Annotated in this window: 22 protein-coding genes and 1 tRNA gene; 14 read left to right on the forward strand and 9 right to left on the reverse strand. The window is 62.1% G+C overall.

The window, feature by feature from the left end:
• Positions 1-190: 190 nt before the first annotated feature.
• Together KCX59_RS16375 and KCX59_RS16380 are read right to left on the reverse strand one after the other, a co-directional pair.
• Positions 191-1,195 (reverse strand): type IV toxin-antitoxin system AbiEi family antitoxin, encoded by a 1,005-nt coding sequence (locus tag KCX59_RS16375; RefSeq protein ID WP_179019632.1) that lies wholly within the window; start codon positions 1,193-1,195, stop codon positions 191-193.
• A gap of 68 nt (positions 1,196-1,263) precedes the next feature.
• Positions 1,264-1,656 (reverse strand): VOC family protein, encoded by a 393-nt coding sequence (locus tag KCX59_RS16380; protein WP_179019630.1) that lies wholly within the window; start codon positions 1,654-1,656, stop codon positions 1,264-1,266.
• 143 nt (positions 1,657-1,799) lie between these two features.
• On the opposite strand from KCX59_RS16380, the gene KCX59_RS16385 reads away from it, so the two are divergent.
• From KCX59_RS16385 to KCX59_RS16395, 3 genes are all read left to right on the forward strand, one after another.
• Entirely contained in the window at positions 1,800-2,771 is a 972-nt protein-coding gene (locus tag KCX59_RS16385) for a DNA-3-methyladenine glycosylase family protein (protein ID WP_179019628.1), read from the forward strand.
• A gap of 103 nt (positions 2,772-2,874) precedes the next feature.
• The gene (locus KCX59_RS16390; RefSeq protein ID WP_179019626.1) at positions 2,875-3,843 is read left to right on the forward strand and encodes an ATP-binding cassette domain-containing protein; all 969 of its coding nucleotides are present in this window, start codon (positions 2,875-2,877) and stop codon (positions 3,841-3,843) included.
• Positions 3,843-4,655 carry an ABC transporter permease gene (locus KCX59_RS16395; protein WP_091469148.1) on the forward strand — a complete coding sequence of 271 codons (813 nt, stop codon included), beginning with the start codon at positions 3,843-3,845 and terminating at the stop codon, positions 4,653-4,655. The genes KCX59_RS16390 and KCX59_RS16395 overlap by 1 nt, the downstream gene beginning before the upstream one ends.
• A 13-nt stretch (positions 4,656-4,668) precedes the next feature.
• Here KCX59_RS16395 and KCX59_RS16400 read toward each other — a convergent pair whose 3' ends face one another.
• Positions 4,669-6,345 (reverse strand): AMP-binding protein, encoded by a 1,677-nt coding sequence (locus tag KCX59_RS16400; RefSeq protein WP_179019624.1) that lies wholly within the window; start codon positions 6,343-6,345, stop codon positions 4,669-4,671.
• A gap of 83 nt (positions 6,346-6,428) precedes the next feature.
• Here KCX59_RS16400 and KCX59_RS16405 point away from each other — a divergent pair, with 83 nt between their 5' ends.
• A complete protein-coding gene (locus KCX59_RS16405; protein WP_024817673.1) occupies positions 6,429-6,707 on the forward strand; it encodes a putative quinol monooxygenase in 279 nt (92 codons plus the stop codon).
• A 132-nt stretch (positions 6,708-6,839) separates the two neighbouring features.
• Here the strand turns inward: KCX59_RS16405 and KCX59_RS16410 are convergent, their stop codons facing one another.
• Positions 6,840-7,217: a thioredoxin family protein gene (locus KCX59_RS16410; RefSeq protein ID WP_091469153.1), complete on the reverse strand. Its 378-nt coding sequence runs from the start codon at positions 7,215-7,217 to the stop codon at positions 6,840-6,842.
• A 142-nt stretch (positions 7,218-7,359) separates the two neighbouring features.
• Between KCX59_RS16410 and KCX59_RS16415 the strand changes: the two genes are divergently transcribed.
• Genes KCX59_RS16415 through KCX59_RS16425 form a run of 3 tightly spaced genes read left to right on the forward strand, consistent with a single transcriptional unit; the run spans position 7,360 to position 9,825 of the window.
• Entirely contained in the window at positions 7,360-8,037 is a 678-nt protein-coding gene (locus tag KCX59_RS16415; protein ID WP_179019622.1) for a TetR family transcriptional regulator, read from the forward strand.
• Entirely contained in the window at positions 8,034-9,032 is a 999-nt protein-coding gene (locus tag KCX59_RS16420) for an ABC transporter ATP-binding protein (protein WP_370629253.1), read from the forward strand. The genes KCX59_RS16415 and KCX59_RS16420 overlap by 4 nt, the downstream gene beginning before the upstream one ends.
• On the forward strand, positions 9,025-9,825 hold the full coding sequence (locus tag KCX59_RS16425) for an ABC transporter permease subunit (RefSeq protein ID WP_179019620.1): 801 nt from the start codon (positions 9,025-9,027) through the stop codon (positions 9,823-9,825). Before KCX59_RS16420 ends, KCX59_RS16425 begins: the two co-directional genes overlap by 8 nt.
• Here KCX59_RS16425 and KCX59_RS16430 read toward each other — a convergent pair.
• The gene (locus KCX59_RS16430) at positions 9,822-10,367 is read right to left on the reverse strand and encodes an acyl-CoA thioesterase (protein ID WP_178997310.1); all 546 of its coding nucleotides are present in this window, start codon (positions 10,365-10,367) and stop codon (positions 9,822-9,824) included. The genes KCX59_RS16425 and KCX59_RS16430 overlap by 4 nt on opposite strands.
• 175 nt (positions 10,368-10,542) lie before the next feature.
• On the opposite strand from KCX59_RS16430, the gene KCX59_RS16435 reads away from it, so the two are divergent.
• Both KCX59_RS16435 and KCX59_RS16440 read left to right on the forward strand, forming a co-directional pair.
• Complete coding sequence (locus tag KCX59_RS16435) at positions 10,543-10,764, forward strand: hypothetical protein (protein ID WP_179019618.1); 222 nt, start codon at positions 10,543-10,545, stop codon at positions 10,762-10,764.
• 38 nt (positions 10,765-10,802) lie between these two features.
• Entirely contained in the window at positions 10,803-11,561 is a 759-nt protein-coding gene (locus KCX59_RS16440) for a potassium channel family protein (RefSeq protein WP_179019616.1), read from the forward strand.
• Between the two features lie 323 nt (positions 11,562-11,884).
• Here KCX59_RS16440 and KCX59_RS16445 read toward each other — a convergent pair.
• A tRNA-Tyr gene (locus tag KCX59_RS16445) sits at positions 11,885-11,966 on the reverse strand.
• A gap of 128 nt (positions 11,967-12,094) precedes the next feature.
• Positions 12,095-12,361 (reverse strand): hypothetical protein, encoded by a 267-nt coding sequence (locus tag KCX59_RS16450; RefSeq protein ID WP_054808617.1) that lies wholly within the window; start codon positions 12,359-12,361, stop codon positions 12,095-12,097.
• Positions 12,362-12,543: 182 nt separating this feature from the next.
• Here KCX59_RS16450 and KCX59_RS16455 point away from each other — a divergent pair, with 182 nt between their 5' ends.
• Positions 12,544-13,035, forward strand: a complete 492-nt coding sequence (locus KCX59_RS16455; RefSeq protein WP_017200185.1) for a YajQ family cyclic di-GMP-binding protein — start codon at positions 12,544-12,546, stop codon at positions 13,033-13,035.
• Between the two features lie 78 nt (positions 13,036-13,113).
• Here KCX59_RS16455 and htpX read toward each other — a convergent pair whose 3' ends face one another.
• Together htpX and KCX59_RS16465 are read right to left on the reverse strand one after the other, a co-directional pair.
• A complete protein-coding gene (gene htpX, locus KCX59_RS16460; RefSeq protein WP_178997334.1) occupies positions 13,114-13,983 on the reverse strand; it encodes a zinc metalloprotease HtpX in 870 nt (289 codons plus the stop codon).
• A gap of 195 nt (positions 13,984-14,178) precedes the next feature.
• Positions 14,179-15,450, reverse strand: coding sequence for an MFS transporter (locus KCX59_RS16465; RefSeq protein ID WP_179019614.1), 1,272 nt, complete (start codon positions 15,448-15,450; stop codon positions 14,179-14,181).
• 92 nt (positions 15,451-15,542) lie between these two features.
• Between KCX59_RS16465 and KCX59_RS16470 the strand changes: the two genes are divergently transcribed.
• The 4 genes from KCX59_RS16470 (at position 15,543) to KCX59_RS16485 (ending at position 19,109) form a co-directional block, all read left to right on the forward strand.
• Complete coding sequence (locus KCX59_RS16470) at positions 15,543-16,337, forward strand: hypothetical protein (protein ID WP_179019612.1); 795 nt, start codon at positions 15,543-15,545, stop codon at positions 16,335-16,337.
• A gap of 30 nt (positions 16,338-16,367) precedes the next feature.
• Complete coding sequence (locus tag KCX59_RS16475) at positions 16,368-16,844, forward strand: Fur family transcriptional regulator (protein ID WP_017199873.1); 477 nt, start codon at positions 16,368-16,370, stop codon at positions 16,842-16,844.
• A 15-nt stretch (positions 16,845-16,859) separates the two neighbouring features.
• Entirely contained in the window at positions 16,860-18,341 is a 1,482-nt protein-coding gene (locus KCX59_RS16480) for a catalase (protein ID WP_178997340.1), read from the forward strand.
• A 132-nt stretch (positions 18,342-18,473) separates the two neighbouring features.
• The gene (locus tag KCX59_RS16485) at positions 18,474-19,109 is read left to right on the forward strand and encodes a DUF2461 domain-containing protein (RefSeq protein WP_179019610.1); all 636 of its coding nucleotides are present in this window, start codon (positions 18,474-18,476) and stop codon (positions 19,107-19,109) included.
• Positions 19,110-19,243 lie beyond the last annotated feature (134 nt).

Consider the following 19,243-nt stretch of genomic DNA (forward strand, 5'->3'; position numbering starts at 1 on the left):
GGCGTAATCCTCTCCACTGGCTACTGCGAGCGCAAGATCGACGTCAGAAGTAGTCCGTAGAAAATTTGCTGGGTCACCCAGCCGCCTGTGCATTAAGTCGCGGGCTTGGGCCCCCACCAACATAGTTCGACCCCGCACACCATCGATAGCCTTGTCGAGGTGCGACATGACGTCCATCACTATCTGGAAGTCAGCGGGAGGTGAGCTCTCTAAGTCGTACATCATCCCAGGCAAATTCCCTCGCCACCTCTCTCATTCTTGCATCGCCATTGGCCAACAGATCTGCGTAGATCAAGGTGCCCGGTACACGGCCTGGCTGGCCGTCCTGTAGTCGCCAGTCAATTGGGTCTTCCCAGAATTTGCGCCTGACAAAAACGTTCGGCGTCAGCGACTTTCGCCATCGATTTGTGTTCATCAATTCGGGCCTGAGGTCGTCAACATAGACCGTGGCAGTCGCCGGCCGAATGCGATCGAGCAGAGCTGACTCCCCGCTGAGCCATATATCCCAACCGACCACGGTCCGTGGGTCGGCCGCTTGAAATTCTGCGATTCTGATCTTCGGCAGTAATCTTCGCGGGTACGCCGCAAGCCAATCGCGATAAAGGTCAGCACGGGCGGTCGTGTCAAAGCGGTCATATTGTTCTCGAATCGCCTCAACAACGCGCTGCGAGGCACCCAACGACGCCCCTGAAACGCGGGATATTTCACGGATAGTTCCGTCAAGCAGTTCGGGCCATGTCACGAGGGCGAATACAACCTGGGACCTTGCCGGCGTAAATAGATCCAGCGGGGCCTTCAAAGCAAGATTTTCCTCTGGGAGCGATTTCCAGTGTCGTTTATCTGATCGCTGGCCCCGTATATCTATGTAGACTCCGGGAGCGTTCAAGAACATGTTCCCCTGAGCATCGGCGAAGTTGATATCTGCCCTCCTCAACGCCTCCGCCTGGGAGGGCCGCACACTAGGTCTAAGCACCATTCGACATGGAACCATCCGCCCTCGGTCGTAGTCCAAGGGCGGATGCAATAGGTCTTTGTCGGCTGTCGCCTGGACTAGGACCTCTAAGCTCCTACCCGGCGTGTGGAGCATAATCAACGCTGAGTGTGCAGTATCTACATCGTCGTCAACAACTTCGAAGTCCCAGCCCCGTTGCCTGAGAGTCTCATGAAACGCACCGAGCAAGTCACCGGAGATCATGTTCATTATTCTTGCATGTTCACGATTCGTGAACAACGACGAATGATGAACAGTGAGTCGTCCCTTCGCTAGGTGCCGGCAGAGGTGTCGGTCTCCCACACGCCCAGGACGTTGCCCTCCGTGTCCTTGAAGTAGGCGTACCAGCCCATGGTGGGTACGGCGTCCTTGGCCTGGACCACACTGCCACCTGCCGACTCGATCTGTTCGAGCGCGGCATCAATATCGTCCACATCGATGGTGAGGATGGGGGTCTTCAGATGATCCGTGCGCGGGAACAGGGCTCCGTTGATGGCTCCAGGCTCCTTGGGCGTGCCGGTTTGCTCGTCGGAAGGCGCTGTGATTGCGATCGTGTAGTCCATCCCCTGCATGGGGCTCAGGTTCCAGCCGAAGGCACTCTCGTAGAAGGTGTTGGCTCTGTCCGTGTTGTCCGTCGGAATCTCGAAATGCACTATGGCGGCCATGGTCCGCGCTCCTCGTCCCTGGAAGTTTTTCCTCAGATATGGCGCGGCCCACCCACGCCACATCAGGGAGTCTAGACCCGGGGGACTCCTGCCGTAAGGGGTTCCGTCAGGAGATTGTCAGCCCGGCGTGGGACTATAAAAACATGACCATCGCAGACGCCCCGCCCGTTGTTGCGGCCGCGGCAGATGCGGCCGTCCGGTGGCATCCGGGCGGGTCCTTCCGCCTTGACCAAACCATGTTTCCGCTCATGCGCGGCAACGCCGATCCATCCTTCTCAGCGCATCCCAGTGGCTTCTGGATGGCGTTCACTGCTCCCTCCGGTCCGGTGGCGCTCCGCCTCTCGGGAGGCGGCTTGGGAGTCGATTCCTTCGTGGACGCCCAAGCCTGGGGACCCGGCGCGGACGACGCCATCGCGGGAGTTCCACGGTTGCTCGGCGCCGATGACGATTGGTCGGCCTTCGATGACCCCGCCTTCCATGCCACCCTTCCGCGGCTGGTGACAGAATCACGACGCCGGAACCTGGCTCTGCGGTTGCCCTCCACCGGGCGGATGGTTGACTCCCTTGTGCCCACCATTTTGGAGCAAAAGGTCACCACCCTTGAGGCAAGGCGAGGCTACCGGTACCTGATGTATCGCTACGGAACGCCGGCGCCGGGCAAGGCCCCTGCCGGGCTCCTTGTCCCTCCTACCGCCAGGCAGTGGTTGGCCGTCCCTTCGTGGGAATGGCACAAAGCCGGCGTTGGACCACAGCGCTCGGCCACGGTGATGCGGGCGCTGCAGTCCGCCGTCGCGCTTGAACGCCTGGCGGACCTGAACTCAACGCAGGCTGGCGCCAAGCTGCAAACCATTCCTGGCATCGGCATCTGGACGGCAGCCGAAGTGGTCCAACGCACCCACGGCTGCCCGGACTCGATTTCCGTGGGCGACTACCATCTGGCGGCTTACGTGGGGTACGCCCTGACAGGTCAAAAGACCGACGACGCCGGCATGCTCGAGCTGCTGGAACCATGGCGCGGACAACGGCAGCGGCTGGTACGGATGCTGTATTTGAGCGGCTTCCGCAAACCCACTTTCGGGCCGCGGATGACGGTCCAGGATCACCGCGGCCACTAAGTTTTAATTGCGGACGGGACCTGTCCGCAGGAGCATGGACGGCCTTCATCCACGGGTATAGCGTGGCGCCTAGGAGCCATCACCTGCCATCCCTGGAGTGACCGTGATCCACACCAACAAGCTCACCAAGACCTTCACCGTGAAGAAGGAAACCGTCGAGGCCGTGAAGGGCGTGGACATCGACGTCGCGCCCGGCGAACTTGTCGCCTTCCTTGGCCCGAACGGCGCCGGCAAGTCCACGACCCTGCGGATGCTCACCACCCTGTTGAAACCCACCTCCGGGTCGGCCACAGTGGCGGGCGTTGATGTGGCCAAGGACCCGGCGGGGGTGCGCGCCCGGATCGGCTACATCGGCCAAGGCAATGGCGGCGGGCACAGCTACCGCGTGATCGACGAACTGATCATGCAAGGCCGCTTCTACGGAATGAACACCACAGACGCGAAAGCCCGTGCCGAGACACTCATGGCATCCCTGGACCTCAGCGACCTCGCAAAGCGCACCGTGATCAAACTTTCCGGCGGGCAACGGCGCCGCATGGACGTGGCCCTCGGGTTGATGCACTCCCCCGGCTTGCTGTTCCTCGATGAGCCGTCCACCGGAATGGACCCCCAGAACCGCGCCAACCTCTGGGAGCACATCATGCGGATGCGCGAGGAGCACGGGACCACCATTGTGCTGACCACCCATTACATGGACGAGGCCGATTCCATGTCCGAGCGCGTCATCGTGATCGACCACGGGACCATCATTGCCGACGACACCGCGTCACGGCTCAAGGCGAACCTCGCCGGGGACCTCCTCGCCGTGGAAGTTGCCGCCGGTTCCGCGTCCGAGGTGCGGGGGCTGCTGGGCCGCGCGGCCGCGGAAGGCGACATGGAGGAAAACGCGTACGACGGCGTGGTCCGCTTCCGCCTTCGGTTGGCGCAGGGTGCCCGACTTGCACCGGGGTTGCTGAAGGAAATGCACGACGCCGGCGCTCCCGCCCAGTCGCTCGAACTGAAACCACCCACGCTGGACGACGTTTTCCTGGAATTGACCGGCCGCAGCCTGCGGGAAGGAGCTGAAGTCTGATGATTGAACAAGCCGTTGCCCCGGGTGTGGCCCTCCAAAGGCGTGGACCACGCAGCGTAGTCACTGACACGTGGTTCGTTTTCTGGCGCGAGATGCTGCTGCCGCTGCGGGATCCTTTCTCGCTGATTTTCTCCCTGATCCAACCGCTGGTTTTCCTGGGGTTGTTCGGGCCGCTGCTCGGCTCAGCTGTTGGTGCCCCGGCCTTCGGTGGCCAGTCCACGCTGCAATGGTTCCTTCCCGGAGTGGTGGTGATGATCGCACTGTTCGGCACCTCCATGACCGGCTCCAACCTGCAGTACGAACTCATGACCGGTTCCTACGAACGGATCTTGGCCACGCCGCTCTCCCGGTCTTCGCTCATGATCGGCCGGGCGCTGAAGGAATGGGCTCCCCTGGTGTTGCAGGGTCTGCTGATCTCCGTGGTCTGCATTCCCTTTGGTTTCGTTTTCTACCCTTTGCATGTGGTGCTGGGCTTGGTCATTCTGGGCATCTTCGGCATCGGGCTCGGCGCGCTGTCCTATGCCCTTGCCCTGGTCTCGCAGAACAAGGAATGGATCTTCTGGGGCGTGCAGCAAACGCTGCTGTTCCCGCTGATGATCCTTTCCGGCATCATGTTGCCCATAGAAGCCGGTCCGGGGTGGATGAAGGTGGCAAGCCTCTTCAATCCCCTGACCTACCTGGTGAACGCCGAACGGGAGTTGTTTGCCGGACGCATTGGGATGGACACGATGTGGGGTCTCGTGGCCGCCGTGGTGACGGCCGCCGTCGGACTTGTAGTGGGAATCCGGACCATCAGCCGGAATACCAACTGACGGCCTGTTTCAGCTACAGGTGCAGCCGGGACACCGCCTCCTGGCGCATGTCCACCTTCCGTACCTTCCCGGACACAGTCATCGGGAAGGACTCACGGACGTCGATGTAACGCGGGATTTTGTAGTGGGCCAGCTTTCCGCGACAGTAATCGGCCAGGTCCTCGGCAGTCAGCGTCTCAGTACCGGGCTTGAGGATGATGCACGCCATCAGCTCCTCTCCATACTTCTCGTCGGGAACACCAATCACCTGCACATCCTGGATGGACGGGTGGAGATACAGGAATTCCTCGATCTCGCGCGGGTAGATGTTCTCTCCACCGCGGATCACCATGTCCTTGATCCGGCCCTCAATCACCACATAGCCTTCCTCATCCATGCGGGCGAGGTCGCCGGTGTGCATCCACCCCTCAGCGTCGATTGCCTCCGCCGTTTTGTCCGGTTGGCCCCAGTAGCCCTGCATCACCGAGTAACCCCGCGTGCAGAGCTCACCGATGACGCCGCGCTCCACCACTTCACCCGATCCCGGATCGACAATGCGGCTCTCAAGGTGCGGCATGGTCCTGCCCACCGTGCTGGTCCGTTGCTCCAGGGTGTCCCCCGCGCGGGTCATGGTGGACACGGGCGAGGTCTCGGTCATGCCGTAGCAGATGGCGACGTCAACCATGTGCATCTCATCGATGACCCGGCGCATCACCTCCATGGGACATAAGGAACCGGCCATGACTCCGGTACGCAGCGTGGAGAGATCATAGGAGTTGAAGTCCTCCAGTGCGAGCTCGGCAATGAACATGGTGGGCACGCCATATAGGGAAGTCCCGCCGAAGTCCTGAACTGCTTCCAACGCCGCCGACGGGTTGAAACCGCGGCCCGGAATGATGGTCGCAGCCCCAAAGCTCAGCGCATTCAAGTTCCCGATCACCATGCCGAAGCAGTGGTAGAACGGCACGGGGATCACCACCCGATCGTGCTCGGTGTAGTTCAGGAGCCGGCCGATCGAGTGCCCGTTGTTGAGGATGTTGTGGTGCGTCAAGGTGGCGCCCTTGGGGAACCCCGTGGTGCCGGAGGTATATTGCAGGTTGATGGGGTCGTGTGGGTCAAGGCCGGCCATGCGGTCCCGAAGCGCTGAAAGCCCGACGCCGTCTGCCCGGGTCAGGAGTTCACCGTAGGTGAGTTCGTGGTTGGCTTCCGGGACGCCCGCAGTGAGTCCCAATTCCGGCTCTCCCGGGAGGAAGACGATCTCCCGGAGCTCGGGACAGTTACGGGCCGCATCCCTGGCCATGCCCACGTAGTCACTGTGCTTATCCGATGGCGCTGCCACCAGCATCCGCATGCCATTCTGCTTCACCACAAACTCCAGCTCATGGCTCCGGTAGGCCGGGTTCACGTTGACCAGCACCGCACCCATCTTGGCTGTGGCGTACTGAAGAATGGTCCACTCGGCGCAGTTGGGGCTCCAAATGCCGATCCGCTCGCCCTTGGCCACGCCCATGGCGAGCAGGGCGCGGGCGAGGCGATCGACGTCGTCGTTAAGCTTTTGGTAGCTCCAGCGGCGGGCGTCACCGCCCGGCACCACAGCCGCTTCGATAAGCGCGTCCCGCAGGGGAAACCGGGCCGCGATGCGCTCAAAATTGGCGCCAATGGTCTCTTCGAGCAGCGGGACGTCAGTGTCTCCGGCAGTGTAGGACAACATGACGGAACGCTACCAAGGGACGGCGCGCAACAGAACCGTAACCGCCTCCAGCAGCGCCGTGTCCTGCCGGTAGGGTTGGAGCCATGAGTGAACCCATTGACCTGCAGGCCACGTTCATCCCCAACGAAGGCGAATTTTTCCGCGTGAAGCTCGCCCTGGAAATCGCGATCGACGAGGTCGTCAACGAGCCTGGCTGCATCCGCTATGAACTGACCGAGGCCACCGAAGAGAAGCTAGTCCTGACTGAGCGATGGGAATCCGAGGAGCTTCTGGAGAAGCACTCCAAGGGCATCGCCGTCCAGGACCTGAACGAGTCCCTCAGCGCACTGCTCGCCGAGCCGGTCAAGCTGGAACGGCTCTAGGCTTTACCTGCTTCAGGGCGGCGAAATCGCTGCAAGACTGCGAGAACGCCTAAAACGCATCGAGGCCGCCGGAATTTTCCGGCGACCTCGATGCGTTCCGGCGAGCTCGATGTTTCGAGCCGCCGCTTAGTCTTAGTTTTCCTGAGCCTCGGCACGCGCCTTGGCAACGTGGGCGTGGACCTCTTCCATGTCCAGGCCCTTCACGGCCTCGATGACCTGCTCCAACTGCGGACCGTTGAGGGCTCCCGGCTGCGAGAAGACAAGGACCTTTTCACGGAATGCCATGAGCGTCGGGATGGATGTGATCCCGGCTTCGGCGGCGAGCTGTTGCTCAGCCTCGGTGTCTACCTTCGCAAACACGACGTCAGTGTGCTTTTCTGAAGCTGCCCCGTACGTGGGGGCGAACTGACGGCACGGGGCGCACCAGGCCGCCCAGAAATCCACCAGGACAATGTCGTTGTCCTCGATGGTCGATGCGAACTGTTCTCCAGTGATGTCAACTGTAGCCATGCTTCCACGGTACGCGACCCTGCCCGCTAAGTCCCGTTGAGGCGGGGCCTGTTCGCTTCCCGCGTCACCGGGAATAAAGGGACGAACTGCATATCACGGCACCCCCTTGATCCCGGTTGAACAGCTGTTTAGTGTTTGAAACATGCGTTCAAGCGCAGAAGATCTGACCACCCGGGCGCGCATCCGCGACGCCGCCATCGGCCTCTTCGGCCGTGAAGGATTTGCCCGCGCCACCGTCAGGGCGGTAGCCGCTGCTGCGGGAGTCAGCCCAGGCCTGGTCATCCACCATTTCGGTAGCAAAGACGGGCTCCGCGACGCTTGCGACCAGCACGTCCTGGCCCAAACAGCAACGCAGGGTCGCGAGAAAACCCACCCGGAGTCCACGCGGCAACTCATCCAGGATTACCTCAACCACCCCGACCAATACTCGGACGAGATCGCCTACATCCGTCGTGTCCTCAGCGACGAGTCCGAGGCGGGTGACGCCTTCTTTGATGCCGTGGTCAGGCAGACCCAGGACATCATCCACGCCGGAATCGAGGCCGGCACCATCCGGAAGTTCGACGACGTCCGGTCCACCGCCGTCGTCATCGCCTCCAACAGCCTGTCGATCCTCATGCTGGGCAGGCACCTCTCCCGGACATTGAGAACTGTAGCCCCCGAGCCCCACGGCATCGGCCCCGAGCTTCTCCGGCAACTCACCTTGCCCGCCCTGGAGATTTACACACACGGCTTTTACACGGACTCGCGATTCCTGGACGCGGCCCGCGACGCCTTGCAGCATGACAGCACCAGCGCCGGAAGGGAGCATGCACTGTGACCCAGGCAATCGTCGTCGAGGGTTTGCGCAAGAGATTCGGAGCCCGGGAAGTCCTCCATGGGCTCGACTTCGCAGTGGAACGCGGGACGGTGTTCGGCGTCATCGGGCCGAACGGAGCGGGCAAGACCACCACCATGCGCTGCCTTCTGGACATCATCAGGCCCAGCGCGGGGTCCATCTCGGTGCTGGGCCAGGACCCGCGACAGGCAGGCACTGCCCTTCGCCGCAGGATCGGCTACCTGCCCGGCGAACTGCATTTGGAAAACAGGACCACGGGCCGGCGCATGCTGGAGCACTTCGCAGCCATCAGCGGCCCCGTTGAGCAACGGCACGTCATCGAACTCGCCGAGCGGCTGAACCTTGACCTCGATCGCCAAACCCGGAAGCTCTCCAAAGGCAACAAGCAGAAGCTCGGACTGCTGCAGGCCTTTATGCACAAGCCGGAACTCCTGGTGCTCGACGAACCCACCAGCGGCCTGGATCCCTTGGTTCAGCAGGTATTCCATGCGATGGTTCGTGAAGCCGTGGATGACGGCGCCACGGTATTCCTTAGCTCGCACGTCCTCAGCGAAGTACAGCAAGCCGCCGACGCCGTCGCCATCCTCCGCGACGGCGAAATCGTCACCGTTTCCACCGTGGAGGCGCTCAGGACCGCAGCAGTCCGGCAGCTGCGGTTCAACAGCACAGGGACGGAGCCGCACGACGTCGGCGCGCTGCTGGCCAGGGTGCCCGGCGTCGCCAACGTGGCAGTACGGGAGCTCAAGGCCGACGGTCACGCCGCCGGAACAGTTGAGGCTACGGCAACGCTCTCCGGCCACGTCCAGCCCTTGATCCAGGAGTTGTCCAAGCTGAACGTGACGGATCTGGTCCTTGAAGAACCCGATCTGGAGGAAGCCGTATTGACTCTCTACACGGCGCAATCCGTGGGGAATGACCACGCTTCCGGGAAGCTTCATGCTTCGGGACGCCGCGCGGAAGGAGCCCACCGTGCCTAGGGTTCTCCCATTGTTCACCAAGGCCCTGACTGACTCGTGGCGTTCAACGTTGGCATGGGCACTGGGCTTGTCGGCGGCGTGCATGCTCTACCTGCCTCTGTATCCCTCGATCGGGGGCAGTGCGCAGATGCAGGACCTGATCAACGCGCTTCCCCCCGAAATGACCAAAGCCCTGAACTACGATCAAATCGCTTCGGGCCCCGGCTACACCCAAGCCACCATGTTCGGGTTGATCGGCTTCCTGCTGATGTCCATGGCCTCGGTCGGATGGGGCGCCGCGGCCGTGGGCGGCGACGAGGAATCCGGATTACTTGAACTGACGCTCGCTCACAGTGTCACCCGGGTGCAGGTAGTCCTCGAGCGTGCACTGGCCATCGTGGTTCGTATCGCGCTGCTTTCCGTTCTCGTTTTCCTGCTGGTGCTGGGACTGAACGGGCCCTCGCAACTGGGCATCGACGTCGGACATCTCGCCGGAGCGGTGCTGCTGTTCGCCGCCCTGGCGCTGCTCAGCGGGACAGCTGCGCTTTGCGCCGGATCGCTGAGCGGCCGGAAAGTTTATGGGATCGCGGCGGGCGCCGCCGTGGCCGTCCTCGGGTATGTGTTCAACGCAGTGGGGCGGCAAAGTCCCGACGTCGAGTGGCTGCTGAACCTGTCGCCCTACCATTGGGCGTACGGCAACTCCCCAGTGGCCAACGGTGCTGACTGGGGAGCCACCGCGGGCCTGTACGGCATCTCGGCAGCACTCATTGTGCTCGGAGCCGTGGCGCTGCAGCGACGCGACGTAGGGGTTTAGCTCCAGACGTGCGGGGCGGGACGACGCGCTCCGGGGAGGGCGTTGTTTTCGCGCCACTCGTGGATCCACTCGGGCAGTTCCAGGTCAGCCGGCGGCGCGCCGAACTCGGTAATGATTTCTTCCTGAGAGACAGGCTTGCCCTTGTGCACCAGGCGGGTGGCGATGTGTGCCCGTGCATAGATTTCACCGTCCACCACCATGCGTTGTTCGAAGTAGATGGCCTTACTGTCCAAGCCAATGATGCGGGTCTCGATGGTGTATTGCTGCCAGAGCTGCAGCGATTTGCGGAAAGCGATGGTCTCACCGGCTGCCACCGGGCTCCAACCCCGCTTGCGCATTCTTGTCCAGATGCCGCTGCGGACCATCAGGTCGAAACGGCCGAGGTCCATGAGCGAGAAATACATACCGTTGTTGACGTGCATCGCGATGTCGATGTCAGTGGGCAGAACCCGCAAAGGCAGCGAGGATTCTTCCCAGACACCCAAGGGCGAACGCTTGGATGACGTGAACAGCAGCATGAGGGTACGAAGAAGCAAGTGCATGGCTCAATGTTACCCGCCGGTAACTTCCTGGGGAATATGCAGACCACATCGCGGACCCGGCTCATAGCCCAAAGACCGTTTATGTACAACGATTGCACTAACGTTTACCGCCGGTTCATGAAAGACGTGCACAATATCTGAAACTCATATTGATCGAACACATAAGGGGGACCCTTTGAGCACACTGCAAACCGCCAGGCCGGAAGGCGACGTTTGGCCGGAACTCTCCCGCCACCAGAACGTGGTTCTCCAGGATGCCCGCGGCAACCGCATCGAGGGAACCATCGATGGCATGACCAATGATCGCAGCACGCTGTGGATCCAACTGAAGGGCGGCTTGGGCCGCCAACTGATTCACCACTTGGACGGCTACTGGCTGGAGACACCGGCCGCCTGAAAGCTGTTGAGTACTTCCGCGGTGGCTAGTATTCCCGTATGACTCAAGCGCGATACAGGGACCTCGTTGAATGGCCCCTCATGGCCACGGCACTGATTTTCCTCACGGCTTACGCGTGGCAGGTCATCGGTCGCGTCACCGGAGCCGAGGCAATACCTTTCGAGGTTGTTCTCTGGATCACCTGGGGAATTTTCGCCTTGGACTACTTCGTCAATCTCTGGCTTGCCGAAGACCGGATGCGGTGGTTCCTGTGGAACCTGCACGAACTCCTGATAGTGGTACTCCCGTTCTTCCGGCCACTCCGGTTGCTGCGGCTGGTCACGTTGCTCTCCGTCCTGCAACGCACCGTAGGTGAAACCCTGCGCGGACGCGTCGCCACATACGTAGCAGGAGCAGCCGCGATGCTCATCCTCATCGGAGCACTGGCCGTGCTGGATGTCGAACAGAACGCACCCGACGCCAAGATCGTCACCTTTGGGGACGCCGCGTGGTGGGCCATCACCACCATCACCACCGTGGGCTACGGCGACCTCTACCCGGTAACCCCCATCGGCAGGATCGTCGCTGCGGCCCTCATGATGAGCGGGATCGCGGTCCTTGGCATCGTGACAGCCTCAATTGCTTCCTGGCTGCTTCAACGAATCGAGGAGAACGCCGAGGGCGTAGCAGCGGCAGCGGAAATCAAGGCCGCCGCGGCCGAGGAACCCGTCCGCGCCGAGATGGCCGACCTGGTCACGGAAATCGCGGCCCTACGGATGGAGATCGCGGAGCTCCGGCAAGCGACGGAGCGCCGCTGACCGATCCCTGATTGTTCGGATACCCCGCCGGTCAACGCTCTGCCAGGCGGACAACCCCGGGATTGGGCCGGCCGTACCGTCACCACCAACTCTGAACACTAATGTCACGTGACCCGCCGTCGCTTGCGGTGTGTCACCCGGATTGCAGGTCCAAAGTGGGTGGTAGCCGCACACCCCTGCGTTCGTCCTGACCCGCTGGCGACACGCGGAATCGAGTGTCGCCGCCGCATTTGCGCGGCACGAACGGATATGAGTGTCCTCAGGCGGCGCGAGGGCACACGAAAAAATCCCCGGAACCAGTGGTTCCGGGGATTCTCCTTGGGTGGCAGATGAGGGATTCGAACCCCCGTAGGCGTTGCCAGCTGATTTACAGTCAGCCCCCTTTGGCCGCTCGGGTAATCTGCCGAACTTCAAAAGAAGATCACTTCCGGAGACCGTTTCTTTTAGATCCGGTAACCGAAGGCAGAGACAACCTTACAGAACTTTCTGCGAAGAATCTAATCGGCCGCAGACACCCGGGAATTCGCACTATTTCAGGCTTCCCCGAGGATCCGGCCGGCCAGTTTCGCTTCGAACTTTTCGGCTTGCTCGGCGGTGATCTGGTTGAGCTGCACTGCGCGCAACAAGTCCGCGTGCACTCCGTCCATCCGGGCAGTAGCGTCGGGAACCGGGCTCAGGACGATCGATGCGGCAACAGCCGCGGCAGCTACGGCACTCGCTGCGGCGACTGCAGCCGTGCCAATGGAGCCTGCTGCTGCAGATGCGGATTTGCTGATGGACTGGACGGCCTTGCTGCTCATGCTGATCCTCCGTGGATGCGTTCTTCCAACTGGTACAACTCTCAACCAGCAGCCTCTGTTCCAACCCTGCATGTGCTGTGAGCGAACTGTGAAAGAAGTCCACGGCCCTAACCCACGCCTTCCGTACTAGGCTGGATGCCAGACCAACCCGCCCTCACAGGGCCCCCAACCTAAGGAGAGTCATGGCAGGCGAATCCACATTCGACGTCGTAAGCAAGGTAGACAAGCAAGAGGTCGCCAACGCGCTCAACCAGTCCCAGAAGGAAATCGCGCAGCGATACGACTTCAAGGGCGTCGGCGCTGAGATTGATTTCAGTGGCGAAAAGATCCTCATGAAGGCCAATTCCGAGGACCGCGTCCTGGCTGTCCTGGACGTCTTCCAGTCCAAGCTCATCAAGCGCGGCATCTCACTGAAGTCCCTGGACCAGGGTGAGCCTTTCCCCTCCGGCAAGGAATTCCGCCTGGAGTGCACCATCAAGGAAGGCATTGCCCAGGACATCGCCAAGAAGATCAACAAGATCATCCGCGACGAAGCCCCGAAGTCCGTCAAGTCCCAGATCCAGGGCGACGAACTCCGTGTCACCTCCAAGTCCCGTGATGACCTGCAGGAGACCATGAACATCCTCAAGAAATTCGAAGAGGCTGACCTGCAGTTCGTGAACTTCCGCAGCTAGTCTCTGCTGACACGTTGCCGGCCCGCTGTTCCGTTGTTGACCAACCACGGAAAAGCGGGCCAGCGACGTTTAAGGCAATTACAGCAACGGGCGCCCGGCCATCCGCTCCAGCCGGCTGATCCGCTCCTTCATGGGCGGGTGCGTGGAGAACATGCGCCGCATGCCGCCGCCACGGAACGGGTTGGCGATCATGAGGTGTGAGGCATTGACCAGCCGCTGGTCCTGCGGGAGCGGCAACTGGGTGACACCGGATTCGATCTTGCGCAGGGCTGAGGCGAGCGCCAGTGGATCGCCGGTCAGCTCCGCACCGTCCTCATCGGCGTCGAACTCACGTGTACGGGAGATGGCCATCTGAATCAGTGACGCCGCGAAAGGTGCGAGCAGGGCCATCGCGATAGTAGCCAGCGGGTTGGCGTTGCGCCGGTCCCCGCTGCCAAAGATCAGCAGCATCTGACCCACTGAAGTGATGACGCCGGCCACGGCAGCAGCAACCGATGAGGTGAGGATGTCGCGGTTGTACACGTGCATCAGCTCATGCCCCAGTACTCCCCTGAGTTCGCGGGCGTCGAGCAGGTGGAGTATCCCCTCGGTGCAGCACACGGCAGCGTTCTTGGGATTGCGTCCGGTGGCGAAGGCGTTGGGCGTCATGGTGGGCGAGAGGTAGATCCGCGGCATGGGTTTGTTGGCACGCACGGACAGCTCTCGAACAATCTGGTACAGCTGCGGTGCCTGTGCCTCGGTGACGGGGTAGGCGGCCATGGAACGGATGGCGATCTTGTCGCTGTTCCAGTAACCATAGGCCGTGGTGGCCACACCGATCAGAGCCATGATCCAGATGGGCGTGGTGCTGCGCGTCCCGGCCGCGATGATGGCGCCCAAACCCAACAACACCGCCCACAGCACACCGAAGAGCGCCGCGGTCTTGAGTCCATTGTTGTGTTTATGCACGGTTGTTCTTGTCGCTTTCGTTGTCGCAAGGGTTCTGTACGGATTAACGCCGACGCCGCCCCTCGTGTTCCGTTGTCAGCCTACGTTGCGAGGCCCGCTACGCAGAGTAAACGTCCCCGAAACCCTGCAGAGCTGGCCTCGCAACGCGAAGGGGCTACGCAAAGGGGCCCGGTCTCCGAGGCGTGACCCTTGTGGCTAGGGCACCGGGTGTTTGGCGTCGTACGCGACGAATCCGGGCTGCATGCGCGAAGCGAACCATGCAACAAGGATGCAGAGGAGCCCGCCCAGCAGCAACACTCCGCCTTCGCTCAGGAACTGGGTGACGCCGCCAGCCAGCATGTCCCCTACCCGGGGCCCTCCGGCCACCACCACGATGAACACGCCCTGGAGTCGCCCCCGCAAGTGGTCCGGTGTGGCTGCTTGCAGGATGGTGGTGCGGAAAACGGCGCTGACGGAGTCCGAGATTCCGGCAAGGGCGCAACAGAATGCTGCCGGGATCAGCCACGGCGTGACACCGTCGCGGCCGGCATCCCCTGCCAGCAGCACCACCAATCCGAAGCCGGCAATGGACGCGCCCCAACCAATCACGGACCACACCACGGCACTGCCCTGCTTGCGGACCCGCCCCAAGGGCCCGGAAAACAGGCCGGCCAGGAATGCGCCCACGGCCGTTGACGCGAGCAGCACTCCAACGGTGGTCTCGCCCCCGCCGATCATTACCGCACCGATGGCCGGCATCAGTGCGCGGGGCTGGGCGCAGATCATGGCGATGAGGTCGATGATGAAGGTCATGCGGACGTTGGGCCGCGTCCCGAGGAACCTAAAGCCTTCCACCACGGAGCGAAGCCCTGGCCGCACGGCATCCTTGGACGGCGGAAGGGGCGGGAGTTTGAAGAGCCCCCACAGTGCGAACGTGAAGCTGATGACGTCGATGGTATAGGTCCAGCCAAAGCCGATGGTGGCCACGAGCACGCCCGCCAGGAGTGGTCCAGCGGTCATGGACAAGCCGAACGTCAGCATGCTCAGGGCATTGGCAGCGGGAAGGAGGTCCTTGCGGACCAGGAGCGGGATAATGGCGCTCCGGGCGGGGCCGTTGATGCCTTGGGCGCCACTTTGGATGGCCACCAGTGCGTAAAGGAGCCAGATGTTGCCGACCTCCAGCCAAGCCTGCAAGGCCAGTCCGGCAGTGGTTGCCCACAGAACAAGGGAAGCGATGAGGGCTACTTTGCGGCGATCGTAGGCGTCCGAAACGGAACCCCCGTAGAGCCCGGCGATCACCAACGGAACCAGCGCAAAGATTCCCAGGAGGCCCACATAGAAGCTCTCCTGCGTGAGCCGATAGACCTCCAGGCTGACAGCCACCAGGGTCAACTGGGTTCCGATGGCAGCTACTGAAGCCCCCAGCCAGAGCCGCCGAAAAGCGGGACTCTCCTTCAGGGGAGTGATGTCTGCCAGTAGTTTCGCCACCGTCCTACCTTAACGAGCATTACAGCAACCTCCCGCAACTCTCCCTGGCTGCGGGAGGTGCTTGGTAGGCTCACCCCGGGGAGGGAGTTGACATGGGCTTGGAGCGACGTTTGCTGTACCGTTCGAGGTTTTGGGAAATCGCCCGGCCTCGCCATCCCCTCACGGCCGGGCACATCTTGATCAGGCTGTCCGATCCGTCCACCGAATTCGCGCAGGCTTCCGCGTCCGACTGGCTCTTCTGCCACAACCTGGTACGCACCGCACTCCAGGACGTACTGGGGGCAACACGCTTCTCCGTGATGTTCGCCCACCGCTGGCACCCGCTTGGTTCCGCAATAGGCGAGCCAGTGGCCGAGTCCTCAACCCCCACGTTCCACCTGTTCGGGCGTTGGGACGGAGAAACCACGACGCCGGGCGCTCAGCTTTCCTTGCCGGCCCACCGTCGTGTCGGGGAGCCTGAGCACACCTTGGAAGCCACCGACACGGCGGTCCGTGAGGCGCTGCGGCTGAGCCGACCTGAGACCTCCGTAAGTTCCGAACCCGGGGCGGGCGCCGCCGTCGAGCGCTCTTCTGAAGTCGTGCCCGCTTCTGACGCTGGTCCGCTGGTACGGGCGGTGGAAACGGGGCCCCGCCATACGGTGATCGAACCTGTCCGGGCTGTGGCGAACGTTCGTGACGTCCTGCCGACGGAACTGCTGGCCATGGCGGGGGCCTTGGCCGCCCTTCCCCTCAGCGGAGGTCTCAGTGGTTTCAGTTGCCTGGCATTGGAATCAGAGACAGCTGGCGCGCCTCTACGGGTGCATGCGCTGGCTCGATCAGCAGCTGAGAACGCGAATCCCATGGAGGATCTGTTCCGTTCACCAGAAGTTAGCCTTGCCTTATTGTGAACTGATCAAAATAAGTGTTTCAATGAATGCATGACAGATCACACAGCCGAGCAAGCAGAATGGGCCGCCGCCCTGCATGCCCACGGCCGGCGTGTGACCAAACAGCGGCTGGCCGTGCTTGCCGCAGTCCAGCACCATCCGCATTCTCCGGCAGAAGGCATTCTTGCCGCTGCCCGCAAAGAGCTTCCTGAACTGACGGCGCAGTCCGTTTACGTAGTGCTCAGCGACCTCACGGACCTGCAGATGCTGCGCCGCTTCGAACCCCCACACTCCCCGGCGCTGTACGAAACCCGGGTGGGTGACAACCACCATCACGCCGTGTGTATCAGCTGCGGCAAGGTGGAGGACGTGGATTGCGCCGTGGGACACGCACCGTGCCTCACCCCGCACTGGGATGAAAATTCCAAGCCCATGACCATCCAGATCGCAGACGTCCTGTACCAAGGCATCTGCCAGGACTGCCAGTCCAAACAACAGCTTCCCGTAACTTCCGTAACTCAGAAATAAAGAAAAAGGAGAACAATGACTGCCATTTCAACAACCCAGTCAGGTGCCCCCGTTACCTCCGACGCGCACTCGAAGTCCGTCGGCGCTGACGGTGCCATCATCCTCACCGACCACTACCTGGTGGAAAAGCTCGCTCAGTTCAACCGCGAGCGGGTCCCGGAGCGTGTAGTGCACGCCAAGGGTGGCGGCGCATTCGGTACGTTCAAGACCACCTCGGACGTTTCGGCTTACACCAAGGCAGCCTTCCTGCAGCCGGGCGTTGAGACGGACATGCTGATCCGCTTCTCCTCCGTTGCAGGCGAGAACGGTTCTCCCGACACCTGGCGCGACCCCCGCGGTTTCGCTGTGAAGTTCTACACCTCCGAGGGCAACTACGACCTCGTTGGCAACAACACCCCCGTCTTCTTCATCCGTGACGGCATCAAGTTCCCGGACTTCATCCACTCCCAGAAGCGCCTCCCGGGCAGCCACCTGCGTGACGCTGACATGCAGTGGGACTTCTGGACCCTCTCCCCCGAGTCCGCACACCAGGTCACCTGGCTCATGGGCGACCGCGGCCTCCCGGCTTCCTGGCGCGAAATGCAGGGCTACGGCTCGCACACCTACCAGTGGATCAACGCCGCCGGCGAGCGTTTCTGGGTCAAGTACCACTTCAAGTCCAACCAGGGCGTCAAGACCATCACGGGCGACCAGGCTGAACAGCTTGCCGGCTCGGATGCGGACTTCTACATCCGCGACCTCCAGGAGAACATTGCCGATGGCAACTTCCCCTCCTGGGAACTGCACGTCCAGGTCATGCCGTACGAGGACGCCAAGACGTACCGCTTCAACCCGTTCGACCTCACCAAGGTTTGGCCGCACTCCGACTACCCGCTGATCCACGTGGGCACCATGGAGCTGAACAAGAACCCGGAGAACTACTTCGCGCAGATCGAGCAGGCCACCTTCGCGCCGTCGAACTTCGTACCGGGCATTGCCGCTTCCCCGGACAAGATGCTGCAGGCCCGCATCTTCTCCTACGCAGACGCACACCGCTACCGCGTGGGCACCAACCACGCACAGATCCCGGTGAACCAGCCCAAGAACCAGGTCAACAACTACAGCCAGGACGGACAGGGCCGCTTCCTGTTCAACTCCCCTTCCACTCCGGTGTACGCACCGAACTCGGTGGGTGGCCCGGCTGCTGTTGAGCCCACTTCGCCTGCCGGTGGCTGGGAGAACGACGGTGAGCTCACCCTCTCCGCCCACACCCTGCACGCTGAGGACGACGATTTCGGCCAGGCCGGTACCTTGTACCGCGAGGTCTACGATGACGCTGCCAAGGCCCGCCTCCTGGACACCATCACCGGTGCCGTTGGCGGCGTGAAGACCGCCGACATCAAGGAACGCGCCATCCAGTACTGGACCAACGTTGACTCCGAGCTCGGCGCCAAGCTCCGCGCCAACCTCGGTGCAGGCCAGACCGAGTCCGACGCCGAAGCAGCCAACAAGCTCTAAGCGTCTCTGCTCTACTGCTTTTCCAGGAACACCCCGTTGCGGATCTTCTCCGCGACGGGGTGTTCCTTTTGTTTTCCACATAGCTCTTGTTGGTTATGGCTGGGCGGGTCATGCCGTCCCTAGGATCCTTCTATGAGCACATTCGAAGGCATCCCCACTGCCGCATTCCGTTTCTACGCCGAGCTTGAAGAGAACAACAACCGGGAGTGGTGGCTGGAGCATAAAACAACGTACGACGCCGAGGTGAAGGGACCGCTGACAGCCCTCCTTTCGGAGCTGGAGCCGAAGTTCGGGCCGGCAAAGATCTTCCGGCCCAACCGGGACATCAGATTCTCCCAGGACAAGTCACCGTACAAGACAGCGCAAGGCGCCTTCGCTGCCAGCCAGGAAGGCGTCGGCTTCTATCTCCAGATCAGTGCCGACGGCCTGCTGATCGGCGGCGGCTACCACTCTCACACGCCCGCCCAACTGACACGTTTCCGGGCCGCAGTGGATGCTCCTGATAGTGGATTGGAGTTGCAGGGAATCGTCGATGCGGTGGCAGCGGCAGGCTTCGCCATTGAGGGTGAGACCCTCAAGACCGTTCCACGGGGTTTCGACAAAGACCATCCACGCGCAGAGCTGCTCAAGCACAAGTCCTTGTCCGCCAGCGTTCAGGTGGGTCAGCCGGAGTGGTGGTCCACTCCCACAGCCCGGGACGAGATCGCCGGCCGTTGGGAAGTGCTGAGGCCGCTGGTGGAGTGGGTCGGTGAGCATGCTGCGCCGTAGATATTCTCTGATGTTGGTCCTCGAAACTCACCTCAGACGCCCGCTCGTTCGCCGGGCTGTTGGTCAGTGAGATACGCCGGCGTTGCGTCGAGGAGATTCACAAGGTCTTTGCCGTTGGCCTTCCCAAACACACT

It is taken from the genome of Paenarthrobacter nitroguajacolicus (assembly GCF_051027655.1).
In the GTDB taxonomy this organism is placed as follows: domain Bacteria; phylum Actinomycetota; class Actinomycetes; order Actinomycetales; family Micrococcaceae; genus Arthrobacter; species Arthrobacter nitroguajacolicus.